The organism is Anabaena azotica FACHB-119 (assembly GCF_014697625.1).
GTDB classification, from domain to species: Bacteria; Cyanobacteriota; Cyanobacteriia; order Cyanobacteriales; family Nostocaceae; genus Trichormus; species Trichormus azoticus_A.
The window spans coordinates 160,932-185,502 of the sequence record NZ_JACJSG010000009.1 but is presented as its reverse complement, the minus strand read 5'-3'; the positions used below and the strand labels follow the sequence as shown (position 1 = coordinate 185,502).

The window sequence follows — 24,571 nt, the reverse complement described above, 5'->3', positions numbered from 1 at the left end:
ATAATCATCCTATCTTGAGCAGGCACTTAGCGCTAATTAAAAAAACTCACCCAGAAACATAACTGAGTGAGGCATATAAAAAATATCTTAAACAAGATTAATTTTTACTAGCAGTCAAGGCTAAATTTTTCCTAGTTAGTTTTGACTTTGTTTGTTTTTGCTTCAGCATTCCCACCACAGTCAAAGCACCGAAAGACAACATTCCCAGCGTCATGGAAGGTTCAGGAATTGTAGAAAATGCTGCTGTTGCTAAGATGGTATGAGCGCGTGCGGTTGGATGAATATCATCCCAAAATAAATATTCATCGGGATTTGCACAGATGGTTCCAGCCACCCTATCGAGACAAGGCTTATCTACAGTTGTAAAACCTAACTTTTTGGCATTATTAAACTGAGTATTGACATCTAAAAGTGTAATATTTAAACCTAACGCTGAATTTTGGTTTAAATTGGCAATGAGTTGGGATAATCCCAGATTGTGTTCTTGGGTTAATTTATTGAGTTGACTGGAAAATCCATTGAATTGGCTGTCTATACCTAGTGCTAGAGGGGTAGATCCTAAGTTTGGCAAATTAGGAACTAGAAAATTTTTTGCCCCCACACTAGCTAAAGCTAATATGGCATTGGAGATATTAGTTAAGGTCGTGTTAGGAGTAGTAAAAGGTGTAAAATCTAAAGATTGAGTAGGCAAGTAATCATTCAGTTTAGAAAAACTTGCAGCCGAAGCTTTTAGAGGCAACATAACAGAAAAAGTAATAAAAGTTGCCGCTAATATTTTAATTTTCATGTTTGATGAAAAATGAGATTTTATTGTTGAGTTTGTTTGATAAAGTTACAACAAGATAAAAAGCTTATAGCAGGGGACAGGGGACAGGTGACAGGTGACAGCCAAGGGAAGCTTCTTAATATAAGCGTTTGATGATTTACCCTATGTCCTAACCTATGTGGCTACTGCTATAACTGAGTTATTCTGTTTTTAGAACTCAGCTATGATTGGTGTTTTTGCTGAAGTAACTTAACGTACCCAACAATAAAATATCAAGAAAAATTAGAGGAAAATATCAAGATTTCAAGTATTTTTTGCTGCTCACTTAATAGCCATCAAAAATGATGTTAAGAACTTCCATAAATTCCATCATTCCATGAGCGAGAGCGAAGATTTTGAGAAAATTCTTCCTTTCCCCCTACTTACGCAACTGGCATATTTTTTCTGTAGGGTGTGCGACTGGCGAAAATATTTGAACGTAGTCATGAGACTTGTAGCGTCACGCACCAACCACAAATTGTGACACTTGCGTAAGTCCTGAGTAAGTAGGTTTTGCACCTGTTACCTGTCCCCTATCACCTGTCCTCTACTATAGTTGAAAGTCCTTTAGCGATCGCCTAAAACCTACCATAGATCGATCATTGCCCTTGATTTGCGGGTGGTGTTTGCTTCAACTTCAGCGCCTCAACAGCCGATATTCCCTCACCTTGCGAGCCAAAATACCATAAAGCCGCCGCCGCTTCAGCGCGAGTCACAGGTTTTTTCGGTTGAAATAAGGTTGTATAGCCAAATACCCGACGAATATTTGATTGTTCGCCATTTTGGAAATCAGCTAAAACTGCTCTTAAAGCTTTAGGGTCAATTTTACCCACATCTTGGAAACCCCAAGTTTCCCTAACCGCATCCAAAGTAGCATTAGGTAAAGCTTGCCGAGTATCTAAAGGTAATTTCCACAAAATCAACTGTTCTCTTGTCAAAGGTGCATCAGGACGAAACAAAACGGCTGTCGCATCTCCAGACAAAGGGCTAGGAATTAAACCAGCTTCGGCTAACCCTTGAATTACAGGAAAATCGGGGTTTTGAGACGACACATCACTAAAAGCAGCTTGCGAACTTTCCCCAGCCAAACGAATTTGCTTTGCTGGGTTATTAGCATACATAGCATTATTAGCAGCCACTAACCAACGAGCATATTCTCGCCGAGTCACGATTTTACCAGGTTCAAATTGATTGCTAGGAGTACTTTTATTCCCAGAAGATGCAGCACTGAAAACACCCAAAGCAGCTAAATCTTGAATATACTGGCGCAGTTGTTGGGGTGCTTTGTTAATGTCGTTAAACGATGTGGCTGTGGCGGTGGTTGAGTTATTGGGTGTATTGCTTGGCTGTGTTGCCCAATTCGCTGGAGGCACTGGGCCGATAAACTGGGTATCATCCTGTGTAGGTGGATTAGATGATGCCGTAGCTGTACTATTAGGGACGTACTCAATCTGGATGGCTGTAGATGTTTGAGGTTGATTAGCTGCGGCGTTAGTTACCGACTGAGGTTGAATTGACACCTTGAGGAGCAAATCATTACGTCTTGCTGCAAACGTTCCGCCGACATCATCAGTTGGCTGTTGCAAAATCTGCCAGTTGTTAGCTTGAAACTGGTTACGATAAAAGCTAATAATAAAATTGCTAGGGTCTGAACTCACCCAACGAGTGGATACTCCCTTTTGGGAATCACTAGCAGGGGTAATTTCCTGTAGTTGAGCATTTTGATAGATGGGTATGTCTTTGGGAAAATCAGCAGGTAACTGGGCGGAAGGTTGATTTGGCGTAGGTTGAACTTCACCTTCCTTAGCCTCCCCAAAAATCACTTGATTACCTTGCAATCTCGGATCTGCCGCCAAAGACTGTTCCAAGTTCTTGGCAGTTGGACTACTGGCGCAGGCTGTTAGTGAAGTCAGGAAAACAGCCAAACTCAGGACTAAAGCTGGTCGTTTACTAGGAAGCACAGGAAATCACAAATCGCGTGTCAATTCCTACCCTAGCACTATTGGCTGTTGATAGTTGACAGTTGACAGTTGACAGTTGACAGTTATCAGTTATCAGTTGACAGTTGACAGGTGACAGGTGACAGTTGACAGTTGACAGTTGACAGTTGACAGTTGACAGTTGACAGTTATCAGTTGACAGTTATCAGTTGACAGTTATCAGTTGACTATTGACTATTGACTATTGACTATTGACTATTGACTATTGACTATTGACTATTGACTATTGACTATTGACTATTGACTATCGACTACAGCCTGAATGACAATTGCCGTAACAAGGCAAATCTAATTAGCCGCATGGGTGTTGTGGAACCTTTGACGACTGGGGGTCGTAAAAAGCGCCCAACTGCTAAACGGGCAATTCCTTTGAGGCGTGCTTGTAATCTGACGCTGAGAAATTTCCATGTTCCGCCCTGTTCGCCAACGGCATACAAAGGGGTAAAAGCAAGTTTACCGTAGAGGACATCAGCACGATGAACTTTACTCAGATTGTTTTGCTGGTGTTCTGGATTAGGTATACCGCCATGTTCTCCATAGTTACGCCAAGGAATGTAGTTTTTTAGCTGACGTTGGAGGAGAAATTTATCAATATCAGAGTCCCAAGTTGAATACTTAGTGGCTCCGATTTTTTCTGTAACTTCATCAGCTAGTTCTAATAAATAGGTGGCACTTTTTGCATTCACAATATAAGCAACGGCGGAAGTAGAAAAACCTTGGGCATAGCCTTCGGGTGAAACGTGATAAACTTGTGGCGCACAGGTGTAAAGCCAGCTAATGCCCACATCAGTCTGATGGGGATTAAATGGTAAGGGCAATTTACCAAAACCTACTACTGGAACAAAATCTGCTTCAATAATTAGAGTTGGTTTATCTGTTTGGGTGGCTTTTTCCCAGGCGTGGCGATGGTTTAATAAGCATAAATAACTGCGAGAAAAGTTTTTAAATTCTGGCTGACTTTCTTGACGCAGAACTTCATAATTAAAACCTGCTTCAGATAATGTAGTTTCTAATTGCTCGGTTGATTCTTTATGAGCAATTATCAACACCCGGTCAATATAGTTAATCAAATAATTATTTACTGTTTCTTGTTCGTTCATATTTCTCAGAAACTTTATTTATTAGCTGTTGATTTATCTGCGTTCATCTGCGTGCATCTGCGTTCAATTATTCTCGATATATTATATGCAGCCTGATGTTAATTTGGGATGAGATATTGCAAGTTATCAATAAGAATTGGTGGGCAATGCCCACCCTACTAGTCTCTCTCCTCAATTTGTGGTGCTGGTAACTCCTTCAAGACTCGCCAAAGCACGGTGTAACTACCATCAGAACGTTTACGGACTGGTCGAAAAGCAATAATCATGTCGCTGCTGCGAACCTGTTTTAATTGGTCTATGTAGGTTGTCTTTTCTAAATTGGCAATTTGACTATTGAGGATAATCTCTGGGAGTTGGAATTGTAGCGATCGCAATAAATAAGTATGATGCAATTTGGCAGTCGCACTGGCAAGAATTACCTGATGTTGCTGCCAATTTTGGTCTTTACCAGTCAAAAACCGCCTTCTATCGACTTGCAGGGCTGCTAACTGTTTAGGGGGTTGGTAGTTAAGGAAAAACTCTCTGGTTGATGCAGGGACAGATTTTAAGCCATCGTCCAATTTCTCTAACGGCACATCCCCCACATCGACCATAAAACTGTAATCTACTCCCGGATGCCGTAATTGGAAGTTCTCATCTACTAGCTCAAGTGTTAAACTGGGATTAAGTCCTCCTTGAGTATTACCTAAATTCGGAAAATTATAGCGATCGCTCACGCTGGGCTGTAATCGGTTCCTGACTGTGTTGAGTGGACGCTCTTTAGCTGAAGCTCTGAAAGTCCGAAAAATCCCAGTACGTGGTAGTCGCAAAAACTGTGCGTAAGTTTGAGGTTCTTGCGGGTCAAGTCCGTAAGCAAAGCGGTCAAGGGCTGTAGCTGTTTCCTGTGCATCTCTAAATTTTGTATTTGGGGGAAATACTATCTGCGCTGTTGTCAACAACTGTTTGGCACGGGCAAGAATCTTAATTGCTGCGTCTGGTGGTGCGATCGCCGGTGGCATCGGTGGCTGATAATTAGCTATGGCTGTTTTACCAACTATGCCGATAATTGGTAATCCAGATGGGGAAGTGGCTGTGGTAGACTGTTGCCCTGGTAAATTGGGTTCCCCAGTTAATAAAGGTGTTGCTGGCTTTCCCAAATTTGGACGTTGTGTTGGTGCAATAGTCAGTATAGGATCTGACTTACGTTCACCACTTACCAAAGGCAAAGGTCTAACTAGACCTACTTCACCCCGGCGCGACAAGAGTTGATCTAGCACTGGCGAGAGTTTTAATAATTCTTGGCTAGAAGCAGACAAAGCACAATAAATTTTTGTTTGTGATGCGTTCAACTGGCCAGACAGGGGGGATGCTGCTTGCTGCTGACACATTCGACCGTTATAGTCATAGCGGTTGAGAAAAGCTGCTACTGTTTTAGTTTGCACAATCAATTGTCCCCGCACAGCACGCATCTGATTAGCATCTGGAGAAACCAGGGCTTGTTGGATGCGGACAATCAAATCTAGTTGTTGCTGCATCAAAGCGCTGGCTTCAGTATAAAAATTTTCATCAGTTGACGCAACAGCCAGAGTATGATGATGAGGCAAAGACTGATATTGTAAGGCAAGGGCGTTTCTCCCCAAGCTACTGACCCAAAAAGGCAACAAAAGGCTAAAAACTATGGAACTCATCTCCAAAACCCTGTGTGAATAGGTGTAGTAAAAATCTAAAATAGATATTAAATTGAGAAAAGAACGACCATCGACAATTGTCAGTCTATTCTAAATTTCGCAAAGCGTCGCCGGGTTGTTACCAGTGCTGAAACACGATTCCATGCAAGTTTCCCAGGATCAGCCTATTTATTCTGAGGCTTCACTCCAGCTGTTGTTGTTCGTTGATGGACGACCTCAATCTAAACAGCAGGTGCAGCGTATCCGTGCCTACTTAAAAGACTTGCAGGCTGAGTATCATTTTGAACTTCAAATTATTGATGTCGGACAACAACCATACTTAGCAGAACATTTTAAGTTAGTCGCTACGCCAGCTTTAATCAAAGTTCACCCAGAACCCAGGCAGACTTTAGCTGGTAGTAATATTATTACCCAACTGAAAAACTGGTGGCCTCGATGGCAAGCAGCCGCAGATGCTTATGTCAAATTGCAGGAAGAGTTACAAGAACGTGTAGATGACAGTCGGGTGGTGCAACCTCAATCAAATATTAATTCTGTAGCTGTTTCTGCCGAACTTATACGCCTTAGTGACGAGATTTTTCATCTCAAACAGGAAAAAGAAAAATTACTAGAACAATTACAGTTTAAAGACCGCGTGATTGCTATGTTAGTTCATGACCTCCGCAACCCGCTAACAGCAGCTGCGATCGCCATCGAAACCCTACAATCTAACTACAACCCAGAAATCGCCTCATTTCAACGCTTAAAACCCGCCTTAGTAGTCAACCTCTTAAAACAAGCCCGCGCTCAAACTAAAACCATAGATAAAATGATTGCAGATCTTTTGCAGGTGGGTCGGGGAAATGATACAGAATTCACAATTATACCACAAAAAACCGAAATTGGCTTACTTTGTTTAGAAGTACTAGAAGAATTGCGCGATCGCTGCACCGCCAAAGCGCAAAAAATTGAAACAGACATTCCCCAGGACTTACCCTGTGTTTACGCTGACCCCGAACGCATTCGCCAAGTACTGATAAATCTGCTGGATAATGCCATCAAATACACCCCAGAAGGTGGCACAATTAGTATTGCTGGATTACATCGTACTACGCAAAAAATACAATTTAGTATTAGTGACACAGGCCCTGGTATTCCCACAGAAAACCGAGAGCGCATATTTGAAAATCACTATCGCCTAGAAAGAGATGAAGCCAAAGAAGGTTACGGCATTGGCTTGTCCTTATGCCAAAGAATAATTCGCGCCCACTACGGTCAAATTTGGGTAGACTCAAACCCCCACGGCGGAGCATGGTTTCACTTCACCCTTCCTGTATATCCTGCTTAGGGAAAGGGGAAAGGGGAAAGGGGAAGGGGGAAAGGAAGAAGTCTTTGCTTTGTCAACTGACAACTGTCAACTGTCACCTGTCAACTGTCACCTGTCAACTGATAACTGATAACTGATAACTGATAACTGTCAACTGTCACCTGTCAACTGTCAACTGTCAACTGAAAAATCTGATTACGTCCTGCTTCTTTTGCTTGATAAAGGGCTTTATCCGCCGCCGCAATTAAGTCAGATGGTGAGGACTCCCACGTAGGAATGATAGTTGCTACACCCATACTCAGGGTAATATAGTCGCTGACAGTAGATTTACTGTGGACAATTTGCAAATTTCTGATGCTAGCTTGTATCGTATTGGCAACATACATTGCTCCAGCTGCGTGCGTGTATGGCATAATTACGGCAAATTCTTCACCACCATAACGAGCTACTAAATCTTGATGTTTCTGGGCTTTGTAGTTTAAAACTGCACCCACCTTTTGTAGACAGATGTCTCCTGCTGGGTGTCCATATTGGTCATTATAAAATTTAAAAAAATCTATATCACATAAAATCAGCGACAGGGGTGCGTTTTCCTGCACCAAGTTAATCCATTGTGTATTCAAGTAATTATCAAAGCGACGGCGATTTGCTAATCCAGTTAAGCCGTCTACATTAGCTAAATGCTGTAAAGCCAAGTTAGCTGCTTCTAACTGTTTATAAACTTGTGCTTGCTGTAGTAATCTTCGTAAGCGCTGACGCAATAAAGCCCAGTGAATGGGCTTGGTAATATAATCAGTTGCGCCAACTTCAAAAGCACGATCAATAGATTCTGCATCATTTAAACTTGTAACCATGATGATTGGGGTACGCTCCCATAACCCGGAAATCACCGAACTACCTAAGTTAGCGTCATGATCGAAACTAGTTACAGCAGAAATCAGATGTTCTCTGGCCATTTGCAGTAATTGCTTACAGCAAGTGAAACCATCCATCACAGGCATCATTGCATCTAGCAAAACTATATCTGGTTTTACAGTCTCATAAGCGTCTAAACACTGTTTACCGTCTGTTACCTCTACCACCCAATAACCTTCTTTTTCCATAGCTTCACGCAACAGCATACGGATGATTTTGTCATCATCCGCCACCAAAATCATAGGAGGTTTTTTCACAAGAGAATATGGACTTATGCCTGACATGAGTTGCGTTCCATAGAAAATCAGAGTTCTGAGGACTGAAAAACTACTTAAAGCTTCACCTGATTGTGGAATTATCGCCGGCGATCGCTTTTTCACACTAATAATAATTTCAGCTATTTCTTGACCATTTCGCCGACAAAAGCCTACAAAACGCTCATCCATGCTGAAACATGGCAGGTCTACCCATATCCGTTTTATCTCCAGATTGTCCGATAACTTGTAATCTAGTATCTGGAGTTATACTGATTTGGTTACACATGGAATATAAATAACAAAGGCAAGTAATACACAATTACTTTACTCCCCATAGCAACGCTAATAAATAACACTTTTAGATTTCCCATTTGATAAACCGTAATTACGTACTTCAGTAAAAATTCAAATTTAAAATTTCATTTTTCGCGAAAAACTCTGTTTTTTATAAAAACTTCAAAAATTGACAGAATAGATGAATCACCTAATCAGATGGAAAGAACATTATAAACTTTAACTTACCATCACTTACAATAGACATCGGTCAAATGCAATGTAGAGACGTTGCTTGCCAATCTGTACATTATTTATTCAGTGCAAGTTCATAGGAAATTGGTATCACAAATTATACATAAGTCGCTTAATTCAGTAAAATTTCTGATGACACGTTGAGGTGAAAAGTATTTTTTCTTTTGTTAAGATACAGTAAACTAGCAGAATTACCTTAAACAGCAATTCATTTCACGTCTGTCCCTTCGGGGAGCGTGAGATGAATTGCTCGTGAGTTGACGACAGTCCTCTGACCAATTTTCAGCGCAGGGGAAACAGGGAGGAGGACAGGTCTGGAAAGTTGCCAACAAGGAAAAGCACCTATCTATGCGCCCGTGCTTGCGGGAGAATATCTGGTAAGTCGTTTACAAGCAACGTATTAGATGAAAACTTACGACTGGACTGTGGTTGGTGGAGGAATTACGGGTGCTGCACTCGCCTATGAATTGGTGAAGACAGGCTTTAGTGTACTTTTATTAGAAAAAGATGCTGTAGCGCAAAATGCTACCCGTTATAGTTATGGTGGATTAGCTTATTGGTCTGGGAGTACAGAACTTACTCGTCAATTATGCCGGGAAGCGATCGCCCGATACAATATCCTGTCCCAAGAGTTAGATGCTGATATCGAATTGCGGGAGTTAGATTTATTACTGACAATTCCTGCTGACGCTAACCCAGAAGCTACAGCCGCTTTGTATGCTAATTGTGCAGTACCGCCGCGTTTACTTAGTGTAGCAGAAGCCTGTGAGTTAGAACCATTACTCAATCGGGGTGCGATCAGCTACGCTGGGCGGAACGCCATCGCAGGTGCATTAACAGTTAAACATGGTCATATTAACCCGCAGAAAACAGCGCAAGCTTACATTCAAGCCTTCTTACGCGCTGGTGGTGAATTACAAATTACGGAATGGCAAGGAACTACTACTCACAGTGCTAATGTAGTTATATGTGCTGGTGGACTCAGCCGACAGTTATTAAAATCGCTGGGTATATCTGTGAAATTGTATTTTACCCATGCAGAAATCATCGAAATTCCTCCCGTTGATTTGCGTTTAAATACTTTAGTCATGCCAGCTAATTTGCAAAGATTTCAACTAGAATCTGCGTCTACTAAAGTTGATGAACTGTGGGATGAACCAGATAATCAGCTAACAGCACAAATATTAGATGCGGGTGCAATTCAGTTTTTAGATGGAAGTTTGCGCTTAGGGCAAATTAGCCGTATCCTCACAAATCCTGATGCTGTGATTAATCCTGAAGCCAGTGAAAATTTGTTGCGTCAAGGTATCAGTCAAATTTTACCTGCATTGGGTAATCTACCTGGAAATTGGCATCATTGTTTAGTCGCATTTAGTAACAACAACTTACCCGTAATTGGTGCTATTCCTGAATTAAAAAATGTGCATATTTTTTCTGGTTTCAGCAATCCTTTAGTGTTTGTCCCACCTTTAGCCAAGCGATTTGCTCAATTTTTAGCAGGTAAAGAGGATGAAATTATTCCTCAATTATCACTATAAATTACCTCTGTGTCTCCGTGGTTAATATTTATCACCACAGAGGCACAGAGGCACAGAGTTTTTATTTTCAGATACTCATAATATTATTGTGATTAGCCATCAGGTCTGAGGCTTCTTTTAATAGTTCTTGTTGTTCTTTTTGGATTTCTTCTAAACGATGAGCGATTTCTGCTAATCTTTGCCGCTTATCTGGGTAAATAATTTGAGTATCAGTTGTGAATATAAATGATTTATCTAAAACCTGATGATTATTTAGCCTTTTAGCGGCGAAATTACCAGCTTGACTCAAAGAGAAAATACTAATTTTAATTAAACCCTGAAGCATTTTGATTGGGACTTGCAAGATTGACAAACTGGCTGTCTCAATCAAGCGGATAATTGCTTTGATAATGCTCCAAATAAAAGCTATAGCAAACAGGGAAATAATTAAACTGATAATTGGGTGATTGGTAGCCCAATTCAATATTTGCACTAACCGTAAGAATGTTGGGTGTTGTGCTAGCCAATCATTTATAGAAGAATTTATTGATGTTTGTACAGCTACAGATGTTGTATTTTTAATTTGTTCCGCCGTTTGCCAACTTTGTCCCAGTTTGGTTGTCAGCGTGTCAATAACTTGGTCTGTTGCTGTAGAGGTCGTTTGCTGTAAAGATTGTTCTACTTGCTGTGCTGAGTTAGTCAAGGAATTAACGCTTTGGGTTACATAATTCTTTGCAACTTGCCAGCTTTGTAACAAACCTTGAGGAAAGTTTATATCTACTGGGGGTGTCATAAAAATTTAACAAGTATTCGCCGCTTTCCTAATGTTAGGGTACATATAACCTGACTTTTCACGGGATCTGGAAAACCTCTCTCCAAACCTCTCTCCTACGAGGAGAGAGGCTTTGATTTCTCCCCCTTCCCTTGTAGGGAAGGGGGCTGGGGGGTTAGGTAGGAGCGTTAACTTTTCCACATATAGCAGTAGCCACATAGGTTAGGACATAAGTAAATTATAAAACCCTTATATTAAGCAGCTTTTGAAGCTGTCACCTGTCCCCTGTCACCTGTCCCCTGCTATAACGTGAAAAGTCAGATATATAACGAGGATTCTTAAAAAATTTTCACTCTATTTTGTAGGGTGAGCAAGATGCCCACCCTACAAAATAGAGAATTCATTTTTGGGAAATCCCTAATTAAGATTAGGCGTGGATTAAATTACTATCAACAGGTAAAGATAAGTCACGCGACCATTCATTCCAAGAGCCAAAGTAATTTCTAGCATTTATTCCCGCTTCTTGTAGAGCAATGACAGTATTAGCTGCTCTGGAACCTTTAAAGCAGTAAACGTATAAGGTAGACTCGGAAGTAATACCAACTGACTGACAAATTTCTAAGATTTCTGCTGGCGAACGGAACATGGGAATACCAGATTCAGATTTCATCAAACGATGCCATTCCAACCAGATAGCATTGGGTATTCTGCCTTTGCGGGGACAAAAATCAGTACCGTAAGGTGAAGAAGTTAGCCCTTGCCATTCGTTGCGATCGCGCACATCTAATTTTATAATTGCTGGATGATCCAGCGCTGCTAACATCTCGCTTGTCGTCACTATCATCTCAGATTGAGGACGCAATCTAAAAATGCAGCTTTCCCGTTCAGGAACTTCATCGGTGGTAGGTAAACCAGCCGCCAGCCAAGCTTGATATCCTCCATGCAAAATCGATACCTGAGCGCAACCTAAATACTTGAGTAAAAAAGCAGCTCGACAAGATTGTCCATAACCATTATTCAAAGTATCTTCATACACAATTATCTTTTCCCCGCCAAAGATGCTCAACTTGCTCAAAATTTCCGCAAAGTATTCTTGCAATTTCTTTAAACCTGTTGGCGAGGAATCTTCTAAAAGATAAGTAAAAAAATCTCGCATATTGATAGATTGTGGAATGTGAGCAGTAGCATAATCTTCAGGATTGCGCGTATCAATAATGACGTTGTTTAATGACTTTTCTGCTAACAAAGACGTGAGTTCTTGAGGAGAAATAAGGAGTTTTGTTTTCACGCTTTCATGCTTGTGTTATCGTCTCATTGAGCATTATCGCCGTTAGTTAACTTGTGCTTTGAAATGAAAATTACAGAAAGTCGAATATTAAGCTTTAGCAAGTGGGGATTAATTTATAATCTTTTATTTTGTCAAGTGTGGGAAACCGAACTATTTTAGAGCAATAACCGTATAATATTAGGTTAAGCAGTTCCGTTAAATTAAAACAAACAAGAAAAATAGCTCTACCCCAGCCGCTTAACCAAGGAAGGAACGATGTCAGCAAAATTGTTACTAGTAGATGATGAACCTGGAGTGCGCCAAGCAGTTAAAGATTATTTGGAAGAAAGTAGTTTTACGGTGCAAGTAGCTAGTAACGCGAATGATGCTTGGCAATTGTTGCAAAAAAATGTGCCGGATTTAGTAATTTCCGATATTATGATGCCGCAGGTAAGCGGGATGCAATTTCTGAAACTATTACGGGAAGACCCGCGTTTTGAGTCCTTACCAGTAGTTTTTTTGACTGCTAGAGGGATGAGTGGCGATCGCATTGAAGGATACCAAGCCGGCTGTGATGCTTATCTACCAAAACCCTTTAATCCTGATGAATTGGTAGCTATTGTAGAAAATTTGCTGTTGCGGCGAACTATTGTTACTAAAGCAAATAGTAATATTACTGATATTAGTGGTATTGGTCAGGAATTAAAAAAAATACAGGAAATGCTGAAAAAAACTGGTGGGATGGGCTACGTGCCAGGGAAGGCGATGGGCTACGCCCCGCCAAAGGCGATCGCACAATCACCCTCACCAATTAAAATTGAATTAACCCCACGCGAACAAAGCGTTTTAGACCTAGTAGCAGAAGGTTTAATGAACAAAGAAATCGCCAGTCGCCTAAACACCAGCGTTCGCAACGTTGAGAAATATGTCAGTAAACTCTTCACCAAAACCGGAACAAATAGCCGCACCGAGTTAGTCCGCTACGCACTGCAAAATGGCTTAACCAACTAATCCCATTTATAAGCCTTGGCTACACAACGAATAATCTTTAAAAAACCTCCGCGCTAACCTCAGCGTACCTCTGCGTTAAAAAAGGCTAACATTTGGCACAGGTTGAGAAACAAAAAACTATTGTGTATTCTCAATTGTTATACTAAATGGGGATAGGTAGTCTTGTTTTAAAATCCTGTAGTACGAGCATGGTTTTAGACCACAGCAATGATATTTACAAATATCTAAAATCTATTTATGACTGTGATAATTATAGATATCCATATACCTTCACTAATGCTTTAAACCGTCAAAGTATTGAAACTAAGGCATTCATATCATCTTCAGACATAGATTTACTGGAGCAGAGAATACAGCCACAGCGACAAGAAGGTCAAGTAGAGAGAATCGAAAAAATTAAACTGTTGGATGTTTTAGAAGATTTGAAAAAAGAGCCTGTTGACCATGTTTTATTAAAGGGGAGACCGAGTTCAGGTAAGTCTACAGCTTTAAAAAAGTTGTTGTGGGAACAAGCTAAGAATTGTATAGAAAAAGAGGAAGAAAACAAAATTCCCGTACTGGTAGAGTTAAGACGCTACGAAACATCAGTCTTGGATTTGATTAAAGACTTTCTCATACAGCATGGATTAAAACTTGAGATTACAGAAATTGAAGATTTTTTGTTTACTGGGCGATTTTTGTTACTAATAGATGGGTTGAATGAGTTACCTGATGAAAGTGCAAGACGAAAACTCTCTAATTTTCGTCAGAAGTACATCAACCGGACATCAATGATTTTTACTACCAGAGACTCAGACTTAGGTTTTGGCATTCAGAAAAGGTTGGAAATACAACCCCTAACGGAAAAGCAGATGCAGCAGTTTATTCGTGCTAATCTTCCAGACGTAGGCGAAGAAATGCTACGGCGGTTAGACGGACGCTTGCGAAAATTGCGAGAAACACCGCTTTTTCTCTTTATCCTGTGTTACGTATATGAATACGATGAATACGATGAATACGATAGATGCGATGAAGATATTCTCAATAGTTTAGGTTTCCTGTTTAGGCGCTTCTCAAAAGTTTATGAAAAAGACAAGCGTGATGTACCCATTTCCGCAGATTTACGCTTTTGGCAATCTGATTTGTTACAACATTTAGCATTTGTGATGTTGCAACGTGACTGTGCCAAAGATTCGCGGTTAACTATTACTGAAGGGCAAGCCAGGAAAGTTTTAGCAAAATTTTTACAAGGTAAAGTTCCTTATCCTGATAACTCTGCCAGACTCTGGCTTAATGATTTGCTCAAGTATCATCTAATTGAAAACAGAGCAGATGAGCAAATTCAGTTTTATCACCAACTAATTCAGGAATATTATGCAGGCGAAAAGCTATTAGAATTACTTCGCGAAATTAGTGATGATCAAAGTGAGGCTCGGTTTAAGCATAAATACTTAAATGATGTCAACTGGACAGAGCCACTGGCGTTAATGTTGTCATTACCTGAACTAGAAGAAAAGCAGGCATTGACAGTGGTAAAATTATCCTTAGATGTGGATTTGATGTTAGGAGCAAGATTGGCGGGTGAAGTTAAAGAGGAGTTTCAAGTTCAAACAGTGGATTTAATTGCGAAACAAAGAGTTTCTGAAAGTTTTAAAATCTGGCTTTTAGGACTCACACGCTCAAATCATGCAATTCCTTTTTTGTTCAAAGCTTTAGAAAATCAGGATGATACTATTCGGGGGTTGGTGGTTAAAGCATTAGATAAAATTGTTAATGAGGCAGCAATTCCTGCGTTAAGTAAAGCCTTGCAAGATGACAACTATTTTATTCGTATGGATGCTTTTAATGCCTTAGAAAAAATCGGCACTAAAGCAATAATCCCGGCTCTGCAAAAGGCTTTAAAAGATGAATATTTTCTGATTTGTGACCAAGCTATCTATGTTTTAGGTGATATAGCAGGTGAGGCTGCTATACCTGACCTTATTGAAGTGTTAGCAAGAGACAGTGTGGTAATTCGTGACAGCGCACTCTGTGTTTTAGCTCAACTATGTGGTAAAAAAGAGATACCTGAATTAATACAAGAGTTGGCAGATAGAGGCTTTGATGTTCAGTCTGATGCTTTTTGTGCTATAAGAAATTGGTTGGGAATTTGTTTTGCGCCCAGAAGGAAAATACTTCACGGTAGACTTACTTATAGAAATCCTCATGCTTACGATCTAGAAAGAATGCAGAATGAGGTAAGTATTACTACCTTACATCAAAAATTGTCAGATCAAGACTCTGAGGTTCGTAAAACTGCTATTTATATGTTAGGGCAAATTGCAAATGAAGAGGCAATTAATGTTCTGTTGCAGGCTTTAGATAGTGAAGACTGGAGAGTGCGCTTTGATGCTGTTCATTGGTTAGCTGAAATTGCCAGTAATTCTTCCGATCAAATTATATTTGATAAGGTAGTAAAATGTTTGGACGATCCAAATTCTGACGTTGTTGGTTATGCTAGCTATGTTTTAGAGCAAAAAGGTATCCCTGAATTACTTCCTAAGTTATATGAATTTTTATTAACTTCCGAAAACCGTACATATACTTTAATTACAGTAATCTCAGCCATTCAACAACGTTGTGGATATTATAATTATGCGATCGCAACTTCTTCCCTGGCTGTAAATCAAAATTCACCTGATACTTTGCTAGATGTAGTCAATAAAATATATAAAAATATGTCAGAAAATCCTAAAGTTCAAATGAATTTCCATGCGCCTATTACTAATAGCAGCGTCGTTGCTGGGAATGTTGAAGGCGATAGTATTGGTAATCAATACAATAGCCCAGCAACAGATAAGATTGCTGAAGTAGAAAAACTGCTTCAGCAATTACTTGAGCAAATAGAGCAGACTAAACCAACGCCAACAGAAGCTCAAATAATTGTTAATCAAGCTGTGGAGAAACATCCGGTACTGAAAGACCAGCATAATATTGAGCAAGCCATTAAACGTTATCCACCGCTAAAAGTCCGTTTACAAAGAGTAGTAACAGCAGTAGGTATTGAGACTGTCAAAGTCATATTCGCTCCTGCTGGTATTGTGATTGAAGGTATTAGAGCTTTGATCGAACCTGAATAGAGTTTTTGGCTAATTTTTCTTACATTTATTCTCAGAGGATGTTTCAAAAGTATTTTTGCTTGCATCAAAATATTAAAAACTTAACTCACCTAGCCTGTTTCCCCTACAAAAGAATGGGGCTTTTAAAAAAGCCTCTCTCCGTTTCGGGGAAACGTTTGAAGAGGGGTTAGTTAGTATAATGTTCGACTTTCTAAACACCTGTGAGTAAAATTTTATATTGATTGTCCGAACTCCGTTTAAGGAATACCAAAAAATAAATTATCCAATTTGACTGTTAGTAATACCAATTTTATATGAGGTTGCACATAATATAAAATCCATAGATTTATCTGCGTGTATCTGCGTGCATCTGCGTTCAATTATTATCGACATATTATTCTATGCGGCTTCATATTAATTTGGTATAAGGTGCGTCAGTATGAATATTTTTGTGGTATAGCTATGGTTTCTCGTACTGACGCACCCTACATTTTAGATATTTTTTTATCTATAAGTCCCTTCCTCCTACCCCGGTAAACCCTCCACCTGCAACAAATCCAACCCCCGCTCAAATATCTCATCAATTGGTAACATTTGCCCATCTTGAGTCATAAATTTATGGTCTTTAGTCGCCCGAATTACAGACCCATCCTCTAAACAATATTCAAACACTTCCTGCTGTCCTCTATTATGCCATTGGGCAATAGGCTGAGTGTAAACAATCCCATTACTATCAACACTAAACACCCTACATTCAATCCCTTTCTCAACAATCTCCCCAATAGGTAAAAACCCATATTCAACCGTTAAAACTTCCGTCTCATAACTTAAACAATATTCAGCGAACTTCAACATATCATCAAATAGCTTTTCAGCTACTTGCTTTTTCACACCATTCTTAGTTGAACCATCAATAAACTTTTCCTGCTGCTTCTGCATCTCCGAAACTTTCTTCTTACCCATAGCACGACGCAGCAAATCAGCTTGTCCCAAAGAATAACCAGCCATGTCTTGAGCAATTTTCATAATCTGCTCTTGATAGACCATGATTCCGTAGGTTTCATTTAATATGGGTTCTAAAATCTGGCTTTCATAATCGATATTTTCTCTACCATGTTTACGGTTAATAAACTTAGGAATCAACCCCGCATCTAACGGGCCTGGACGATACAGTGCCAAGATAGAAGAGATATCTTCAATATTAGAAGGCTTCAAATCTCTGACTATCTGCTTCATTCCTGAAGATTCCAACTGAAATATTCCTTCTAATTCCCCAGATTCTAAAAGCTCATAGGTCTTTTGTACATCTTTAGGCAGAGTCTTATATTCACCTTTAGCTAAGATTTTTTGTGCCTTACGTTCTGTATTCGTAATTTCATAAGGGTCAATTCTAAAACCGTGCTTTGCTTCAATCAAATCAATAGTTTTCTGAATCATGGTGAGGTTTTTCAACCCTAAAAAGTCCATTTTCAACAAACCCATCGATTCCAAATCTTCCATGAAATACTGAGTAATTACAGAACCGTCATTATTCTTTTGCAATGGGACAATTTCATCTAAAGGTTCCGCAGAAATTACCACACCCGCAGCGTGAACACCAAAGGTTTTGTTAGTACCTTCAATTCGCATCGCCATATCAAGCCAATGGCGAACTCTAGGGTCATTATCATATTTTTCTTTAAACTCTGGTTCCGGGGTATCATCGGAAATCATCACCTTAAGTTTGGTTGGTTTACCCCGCACAACAGGAATTAATTTCGCCATTTTATCAGCTTCCCCATAGGGAATATCTAACACTCTGGCGACATCTTTTAAAACTGCTTTGGAGGTTAGACGGTTAAAGGTAATGATTTGGGCTACTCTTTCTTTACCGTATTTTTCTGTGACATATTCAATAACTTTATCCCGTTGTTCAATACAGAAATCTGTATCGATATCAGGCATTGATTTCCGTTCCGGGTTCAAAAATCGCTCGAATAGCAACCCATGATGTACCGGGTCAATGTTAGTAATTCCCATTGTATAAGCTACCAATGAACCTGCGGCAGAGTTATGGATAGCTATTGAGTTACCTATGTATGACGTATCTCCAGGGACACTAATATCATAGACATAACCATTATAATTTAATGTCTTGATGTCTTTGATTTTGAGATAGATGTAATTATCATCTATATAAAAACTATCATTTCTACAAAACTTTTGCGTTTTGATGCCTACTGGAAAATCAATAAAGTCAGCATTCCAGTTTAAAAGTTGTTTTCCTGATAGTTTTACTGAATATTCTGTCGCCCAATTAACTTTTTGTTTTCGTCTTTTAATGATAGATGCCCAGTATCCAAAGCGTGACAACAGTAATCTTAATTGTGAAGCAAGATTATGAGATGTGGTTGTATATTTGAGATTTATAGTTTTATCTTTTGTGCCGGGATGACCATCACCTCTAAACAGGTAAGCGATTAAAATTTTGATGTATTCTGACTTGCCTTTAGTAACAATATCAGCAGGTATATGCTTATAGTTCGCTCCTTTACCACACAAGCTAGCTAAAAATTCTCCCACAATTCTAGAGTAACTAATAACTTGTAAGGAGTTCTTTTGAGGATGAGGAAATATTTTACTATCTAAACCAAAAACTTGATTGATGAGACGGCAAATTTCCTCAGCATAATTCATCTCATCTTTTGCGAGTCCAAAACCAACAGCACACTCTCTGACTCCCAGTCTTGACCATCCCTCAGCAATATAATATCCCAGAATTTTGGCCAGGTCTTCGTTAAATGTGATGTATCTAGGAATTTTCTGTGTTTTTAAATTATTTGTGCCGATTTCATACCAGATAAATTCCTCATCAAATCTTAAATGAGATTTATTCTCTATAAATTTTATTAAATCAAAAACAATTTCTTGTTCAGCAGATTTAACTCTAGGAAAGACAACAAAATCATTTTTGCGGAGATTTCCTGCTTCTATCCAATTTAGTTGATATTTTCGATAGGGTTTGGAGGAACAGTATCGAGTACAACTAGGTTTACAAACATTTGCTTGTTTGTAACCCATGACAACACATTCATCAGTTTTAACTGCCCAAATTTTATGATCTTTAGTTAAAAATAGTTCTTCATTAGCAGCAGTGATTTTGACAATTTCTTCATTACATGGATACTCGTGTTTATTGGTCACAGGTAGTATATTTCCTTGATGGGTAATAACCTGTTGCCCAATTTGAATATCTTTGATAAAAATTTGTTCTCCACTTGCTACCATTACCTTGGTATCGCTGAGAACACATCCACGACCAGGCCCCACAGGAATATTATTATCTCTAGCGAATTTAATGTAATCCCAAACTACTAAAAAGTAGGTAGAAAATCCCATCTGTTGCAGCATTTTTAATTCATATTCCAATCTTTCTTTGTAGACGGAATCAACTTCGCTGCGAGATTTGCGATTTAATCTATCTAAAAGACCTTGCCAAGCCACCTCTTCTACATAAGTATCAGCAGTATGACCCGCAGGAATGGGATAGTTGGGAATGCGAGGCTCACCCATTATATTGTAAGGCTCGACTTTATCGGCAACTTCTTCGGTTGTGGCTATGGCTTGGGCGATGATATCATCACTTAAATGGTCACGAAATAGCAGCTTCATCTCGTCACCTGATTTGAGATATTCTGTACCGCTATAACGCATCCGGTTTTCTTCAATGATAAGTTTGCCTGTTTGAATACATAACAAGGCATCGTGAGCTTCTACGTCAAAACAAGAGATAAAATGGGAATCGTTGGTGGCAACAAATTTAATTCCTAATTCCTTAGCAATTCTAATAATTTCTACGTTAACAATGCGGTCTTCTTGGGAACCGTGGTCTTGAATTTCTAAATAGAAATCATCACCAAATACATCCTTATACCATTGGGCAACTTTCCGCGCTGCATCTGGTCTACCACTGAGGATTGCTTGGGGTATTTCTCCACCTAAACAAGCACTGGTAACAATTAATCCTTCATGATATTGTTGTAGTAATTCTTTATTGATACAAGGACGGGAAAAAATCCCTTTACCTTGCACACCTTTGAGGTGAGAAATTGTAGTTAATTTAACTAAATTTTTGTATCCTTTAGTATTTTTTGCTAAAACAACTTGATGATATTTAGGACGACGTTCTTGTTTCTCGATATCGCCGTTAATTATATACATTTCGTTGCCAATGATTGGCTTAATATTTTTACTGCGGCAAGTTTTCAGCAGTTCAACAGCACCATACATGACACCGTGATCGGTAACTGCGATCGCCTTAATACCCAATGCGATCGCCTGATCAATCAATTCTGGTAGCTGGCTAGCCCCATCCAGCAGGCTGTAATCACTATGAATATGTAAAGGTACAAAGGACATATCAATACTCCCAGCACTAGCCCACAATATTGTCCATAAGTCAATCGTTAGTAGTCAGTTGTCCGTTGTTTTTTATTTGGATTAATCCCTGACCTGAAAATGGGCTATCTTAAAACATCTTCTACCACTGACCACTGACTACTGACAACGAAATCTTAGATTAACGTTTTTACAGAAATTTCACTTCCGAAAGTGATGTTTTAATCATTACATCATTTTCATTTACCTACCATTTACCCCACATTTAGCATGAATCAACCAGAGAGTAATCATCCGCCGGAAACCGAAACTCGCCCTTGGTGGAGGCGTATCCCTCTCACTCTACAAATAGTTATTGCTTTGGTACTAGCAGTTATCTTAGGCATAGCCTTGGGTGCAGGCAACCCCAACCCCAGCAATGCGGCTTTAATTAACAATTTGGCAATTCCTGCCGAACTGGTACTCAAAGCCCTCCGCGCCTTAGCTACACCTTTGATTTTGGTAGCAGTGCTGCATACCTTTATGACTACCAATATCCCAGGTACAGCCGGACGGCGACTAGCAGTATTGTTATTAACAAATACTACTGTAGCGATTATCATCGGGCTTTTAGTCGCTAATATTTTACGCCCTGGCACTTGGGGAGATTTAGCCAAACCACAAAAAACAATTACAGGCCAAAGTCTTGATCCCTGGGGACTAGTCAAAGATGCTGTACCAGAGGCTATCCTCAAGCCACTGGTGGATAACAATGTGATTCAATTAATTGTGATTGCCCTGTGTTTTGGTATAGTGCTGCGCGGCTTAAAATCAGAACAAATCGCTCAAGGGAAGAATAGTTACCAACCCGTAGAAGATGCGATCGCAGTTTTGTTTGAAGCGGTAATTCGTATCCTCAACTGGGTAATTGCCTTAGTTCCCTTCGCTGTCTTCGGTATTGTCGCTAAAACTGTAGCCGAAAGAGGTTTTGCCCCCTTCCAATCTTTAGCCGCCTTTATTATAGCGGTGCTAGTAGCCCTAGTATTACAAGCTGCCTATTACCTGTCGAGAGTCAAAATTGGTTCTTGGGTAAACCCTGTGAAATTTTTAGCTGGTGGTACTGATGCCTTTCTGACTGCGTTCTCGACATCTTCCTCCACCGTAGCTATGCCTATCACCTTTGAAGTATTGCAAACCAAAATTGGCTTAAGAGAATCTTCTGCATCTTTAGGCGCATTAGTCGGTGCAAACTTCAACAACGATGGTACAGCCCTATACGAAGCAATGTCTGCATTGTATATCTCACAAGTCATTGGGCAGCATTTGAATTTGGGACAGCAGTTAATTGTTGTTCTCACCTCTATTTTTGCCTCAGTGGGCGCAGCAGGTATTCCCAACGCTGGACTTGTAACAATGACGTTGGTTTTTACTTCTGTCAACTTGCCTACTGAGTATATAGCTTTGCTAGTAACTGTAGATTGGTTTTTAGATCGCTGTCGCACTGCGATTAATGTCATGGGTGATATGACAGTGAGTGCTTTGTTGGATGGGAAAAAGCCACATTTATAGCAGGGGACAGGTTACAGTCTTTAAACCTTGTTCTTTAGGACTTACGCAACTGGCATATTGTTTCTGTAGGGTGTGTGAGGAGCGAAAATATTTGAACGTAGTAATGAAACTTGTAGCGTCACGCACCAACCACCAATTGTGACACTTGCGTAAGTCCTGTTCTTATAGGCATTTTATGCTTAGTCGCTGTCCTAATCTATGAGGACACAAAACTGTTGCACTAGGAACCTATAAACCTGTTCCCTGTCACCTGTCCCCTGTTCCCTACCTCAATGCTGTTGTGGCCCTTTAGCATCACATTCTTTATGCCAACACCGCTTTAAGAGTCCAATCCGCCAATTGTAAGCGAAGCGTCGGGGATTCAACTCTAAGTCACGGCTAAACAATGGTTGGTTGAGATACTGCCAAAGGGGAAATTTGATTTTGTCGTGGTTATTAGCCATAGGAGGAATATTTTATAAAAATGTTGTGGCAGTAGCTCAAAATAAAGAGTGCAACTACCAAATAAGATTTCTAGTTAAAGATGACATAATTTATATCTAATTGTCCTGGTGGCAATTGCGGATTTCTACCTAAAGATTGATGCAGAGTATTTTATAAGCAATATGAATAAATTTAATCAGCTAAGAAGCTGGAGGCTAGAGGCTAGAGTTTGACTAGGCAGAGGCTTACACCTCACCTTACTAATAGTACTTAGTCCTCAGCACTCAGTTCTTAGTTCTCCGTACAAGCTTAACGCCTGGCTACCACTAACAACATTCGCCTTAGTTATTGAGAATTTACGCAATTAGATCGTCTGTTAATACTGGGTTAATTGGGGTTAGGGTATAGGGGTGTCTAGGTTTTGCGTACCTATACATACTCCTATACCCTTGTCCAAACTCTTGATTTTTCCTTTTCATGGGTCAACTCCATTATTCTTGAGTTCTCATGGCTTGCGCTGCGAGGTAGACTTTAGTCCATTCGCCCATTACTTGATGGGGTTTGAGATTTAATTCTTGGGCTACCGCTTCTATGGAATTACCAGCTTTCCGCAGATCCAGTACTTGTCGCCCAATGGGGGTTAAATTAGCATAGAGTTCTTGCCATTGGTTTTGTGTTAAACCCAAGTTGTTCTCCTGCAAGGAAATTGCTAGCCAATTATCTACGAGTTCTGGTTTACCTTTGAGGGCAAAAACCCGGACTGCATGATAGCTGATTTTTTCCCGCAGTCGATAGATTTCTTTGATTGGTTTGTTTAATTTCTTGGCAATTTCATCTTGGGTTTTACCTTGGAGGTACATTTTTAACCATTCAACGGCTTCTGTTCCCAAGTTTTCTTGTAGGTAGTTGGCAAATTCTTGTTGTACTGTTTGGCGCAGTGCTTGTTGTTCCTCTAATTGTTGTGCTTCTTGATATTCGGCGATCGCTTGGTTATCCACCAAGTTAATGCGATTATCGCTATCATCTGTCAGCACTTCTTCGGAAACCAATCTCACTAAATCGCCTCCTGGTACTTGGGTTAAGCCACCACGTTGAGAACGGCGTAAGTAGTTGACGAAGCGATATACTAACAAAGGCTGGTTGCGTACTGGTCGCAAACAATACTCTTCTACCGTAGCGAACAGTAAAGTGTCTCTGAGACGTTTATCTATGGCTACTTCTGCGATGTACGCCATTTGTTGCTGAACGTATGTATCGTTTTGTAGTAGTTCTTGGATTACCTCTTGCAAAACGTCAATAACTGTGCGTTGGCGATCGCGGCTTAAACTGATCCAAGTTTGAATTCTATGCCGTAATGTCGCTAAACTCCCCAAGCGAGTAATTAGATTACGGTATGCACGTTCCCGCCCTACATTCAAGTAGCGTTGGCTTAAAATCTTCCAGCGATATTCCATCGCTTGCTTTGCAATCTCAAGTTCTTTCAGGTTGAGCAGATCCAAGCGTTGTGAATCACGTCCTAACAGCCAGAGAGTGATACTTTCTATTGCAGCCACATTTAGTTCTGGACAGTCCGCAGCTAGTCGCTTGCGCCAAAATTGCGCTAGTTTTTCTGCTTCCGTTACCATAGTGAGATTGCACTCCTCGAAACCCTTCTTTAAAGTGTGCATCACAACCCCCATTTATCGCACTTATCTTGTGAGCTAGCAGTTCACCCTTGAGTCCGCCATCTTGATGAAGACGTATCAACGATTCCATTGTTATTACGTCTTTACTCATGAATTTTATGCAGGAATTGCACGGCTCCTGTCTTTTTTATGGTTCTCAAGCCTGGGAAATCCATGTATGTTGGGTGTTTACTGCAAATTTATAAACTTAAAATTTTGTAACGTTATATGTTGAAACCACGCATGAGGCATTTACTCAGAGTAAGTGCAGATGCCTAATTTTTTGTCTGACGTTGAGAAAAGCTAACATTTTGTACCTAAAGAGCGAGAATCATAT

The 24,571-nt window shown here is 39.9% G+C and carries 15 protein-coding genes; 5 read left to right on the top strand and 10 right to left on the bottom strand.

The features are described from left to right. Positions 1-97 precede the first annotated feature (97 nt). The 4 genes from H6G83_RS08810 to H6G83_RS08795 form a co-directional block, all read right to left on the bottom strand. Positions 98-787: an SGNH/GDSL hydrolase family protein gene (locus H6G83_RS08810; RefSeq protein ID WP_190470047.1), complete on the bottom strand. Its 690-nt coding sequence runs from the start codon at positions 785-787 to the stop codon at positions 98-100. Positions 788-1,404: 617 nt separating this feature from the next. Then, on the bottom strand, positions 1,405-2,766 hold the full coding sequence (locus H6G83_RS08805) for an S-layer homology domain-containing protein (RefSeq protein WP_190470043.1): 1,362 nt from the start codon (positions 2,764-2,766) through the stop codon (positions 1,405-1,407). Positions 2,767-3,056: 290 nt separating this feature from the next. Then, positions 3,057-3,905, bottom strand: coding sequence for an LPS biosynthesis glycosyltransferase (locus H6G83_RS08800; protein ID WP_190470041.1), 849 nt, complete (start codon positions 3,903-3,905; stop codon positions 3,057-3,059). Positions 3,906-4,063: 158 nt separating this feature from the next. Next, on the bottom strand, positions 4,064-5,572 hold the full coding sequence (locus H6G83_RS08795; RefSeq protein ID WP_190470039.1) for a hypothetical protein: 1,509 nt from the start codon (positions 5,570-5,572) through the stop codon (positions 4,064-4,066). A 124-nt stretch (positions 5,573-5,696) separates the two neighbouring features. Here H6G83_RS08795 and H6G83_RS08790 point away from each other — a divergent pair, with 124 nt between their 5' ends. Beyond that, complete coding sequence (locus H6G83_RS08790) at positions 5,697-6,899, top strand: histidine kinase (protein WP_190470036.1); 1,203 nt, start codon at positions 5,697-5,699, stop codon at positions 6,897-6,899. A gap of 143 nt (positions 6,900-7,042) precedes the next feature. Here H6G83_RS08790 and H6G83_RS08785 read toward each other — a convergent pair whose 3' ends face one another. Beyond that, the gene (locus H6G83_RS08785; RefSeq protein ID WP_190470124.1) at positions 7,043-8,077 is read right to left on the bottom strand and encodes a GGDEF domain-containing response regulator; all 1,035 of its coding nucleotides are present in this window, start codon (positions 8,075-8,077) and stop codon (positions 7,043-7,045) included. Positions 8,078-8,982: 905 nt separating this feature from the next. Here H6G83_RS08785 and H6G83_RS08780 point away from each other — a divergent pair. Further along, complete coding sequence (locus H6G83_RS08780; protein WP_190470031.1) at positions 8,983-10,116, top strand: NAD(P)/FAD-dependent oxidoreductase; 1,134 nt, start codon at positions 8,983-8,985, stop codon at positions 10,114-10,116. A gap of 67 nt (positions 10,117-10,183) precedes the next feature. On the opposite strand, the gene H6G83_RS08775 is transcribed toward H6G83_RS08780, so the two are convergent. Continuing rightward, positions 10,184-10,888 carry a hypothetical protein gene (locus H6G83_RS08775; protein WP_190470028.1) on the bottom strand — a complete coding sequence of 235 codons (705 nt, stop codon included), beginning with the start codon at positions 10,886-10,888 and terminating at the stop codon, positions 10,184-10,186. Between the two features lie 406 nt (positions 10,889-11,294). Next, on the bottom strand, positions 11,295-12,155 hold the full coding sequence (locus H6G83_RS08770) for a sulfurtransferase (RefSeq protein WP_190470025.1): 861 nt from the start codon (positions 12,153-12,155) through the stop codon (positions 11,295-11,297). A gap of 255 nt (positions 12,156-12,410) precedes the next feature. On the opposite strand from H6G83_RS08770, the gene H6G83_RS08765 reads away from it, so the two are divergent. Both H6G83_RS08765 and H6G83_RS08760 read left to right on the top strand, forming a co-directional pair. Continuing rightward, the gene (locus tag H6G83_RS08765) at positions 12,411-13,145 is read left to right on the top strand and encodes a response regulator transcription factor (RefSeq protein WP_190470022.1); all 735 of its coding nucleotides are present in this window, start codon (positions 12,411-12,413) and stop codon (positions 13,143-13,145) included. A 188-nt stretch (positions 13,146-13,333) separates the two neighbouring features. Next, on the top strand, positions 13,334-16,243 hold the full coding sequence (locus H6G83_RS08760; protein WP_190470019.1) for a HEAT repeat domain-containing protein: 2,910 nt from the start codon (positions 13,334-13,336) through the stop codon (positions 16,241-16,243). A 504-nt stretch (positions 16,244-16,747) separates the two neighbouring features. Here H6G83_RS08760 and dnaE read toward each other — a convergent pair. Continuing rightward, a complete protein-coding gene (gene dnaE / locus H6G83_RS34800; RefSeq protein WP_199328367.1) occupies positions 16,748-20,620 on the bottom strand; it encodes a DNA polymerase III subunit alpha in 3,873 nt (1,290 codons plus the stop codon). 249 nt (positions 20,621-20,869) lie between these two features. Between dnaE and H6G83_RS08740 the strand changes: the two genes are divergently transcribed. Further along, positions 20,870-22,147, top strand: coding sequence for a dicarboxylate/amino acid:cation symporter (locus tag H6G83_RS08740; RefSeq protein WP_190470017.1), 1,278 nt, complete (start codon positions 20,870-20,872; stop codon positions 22,145-22,147). A 269-nt stretch (positions 22,148-22,416) separates the two neighbouring features. Here the strand turns inward: H6G83_RS08740 and H6G83_RS08735 are convergent, their stop codons facing one another. Beyond that, positions 22,417-22,590 carry a hypothetical protein gene (locus H6G83_RS08735; RefSeq protein ID WP_190470014.1) on the bottom strand — a complete coding sequence of 58 codons (174 nt, stop codon included), beginning with the start codon at positions 22,588-22,590 and terminating at the stop codon, positions 22,417-22,419. Between the two features lie 471 nt (positions 22,591-23,061). Then, a complete protein-coding gene (locus H6G83_RS08730) occupies positions 23,062-24,249 on the bottom strand; it encodes a HetZ-related protein 2 (RefSeq protein WP_190470011.1) in 1,188 nt (395 codons plus the stop codon). Positions 24,250-24,571 lie beyond the last annotated feature (322 nt).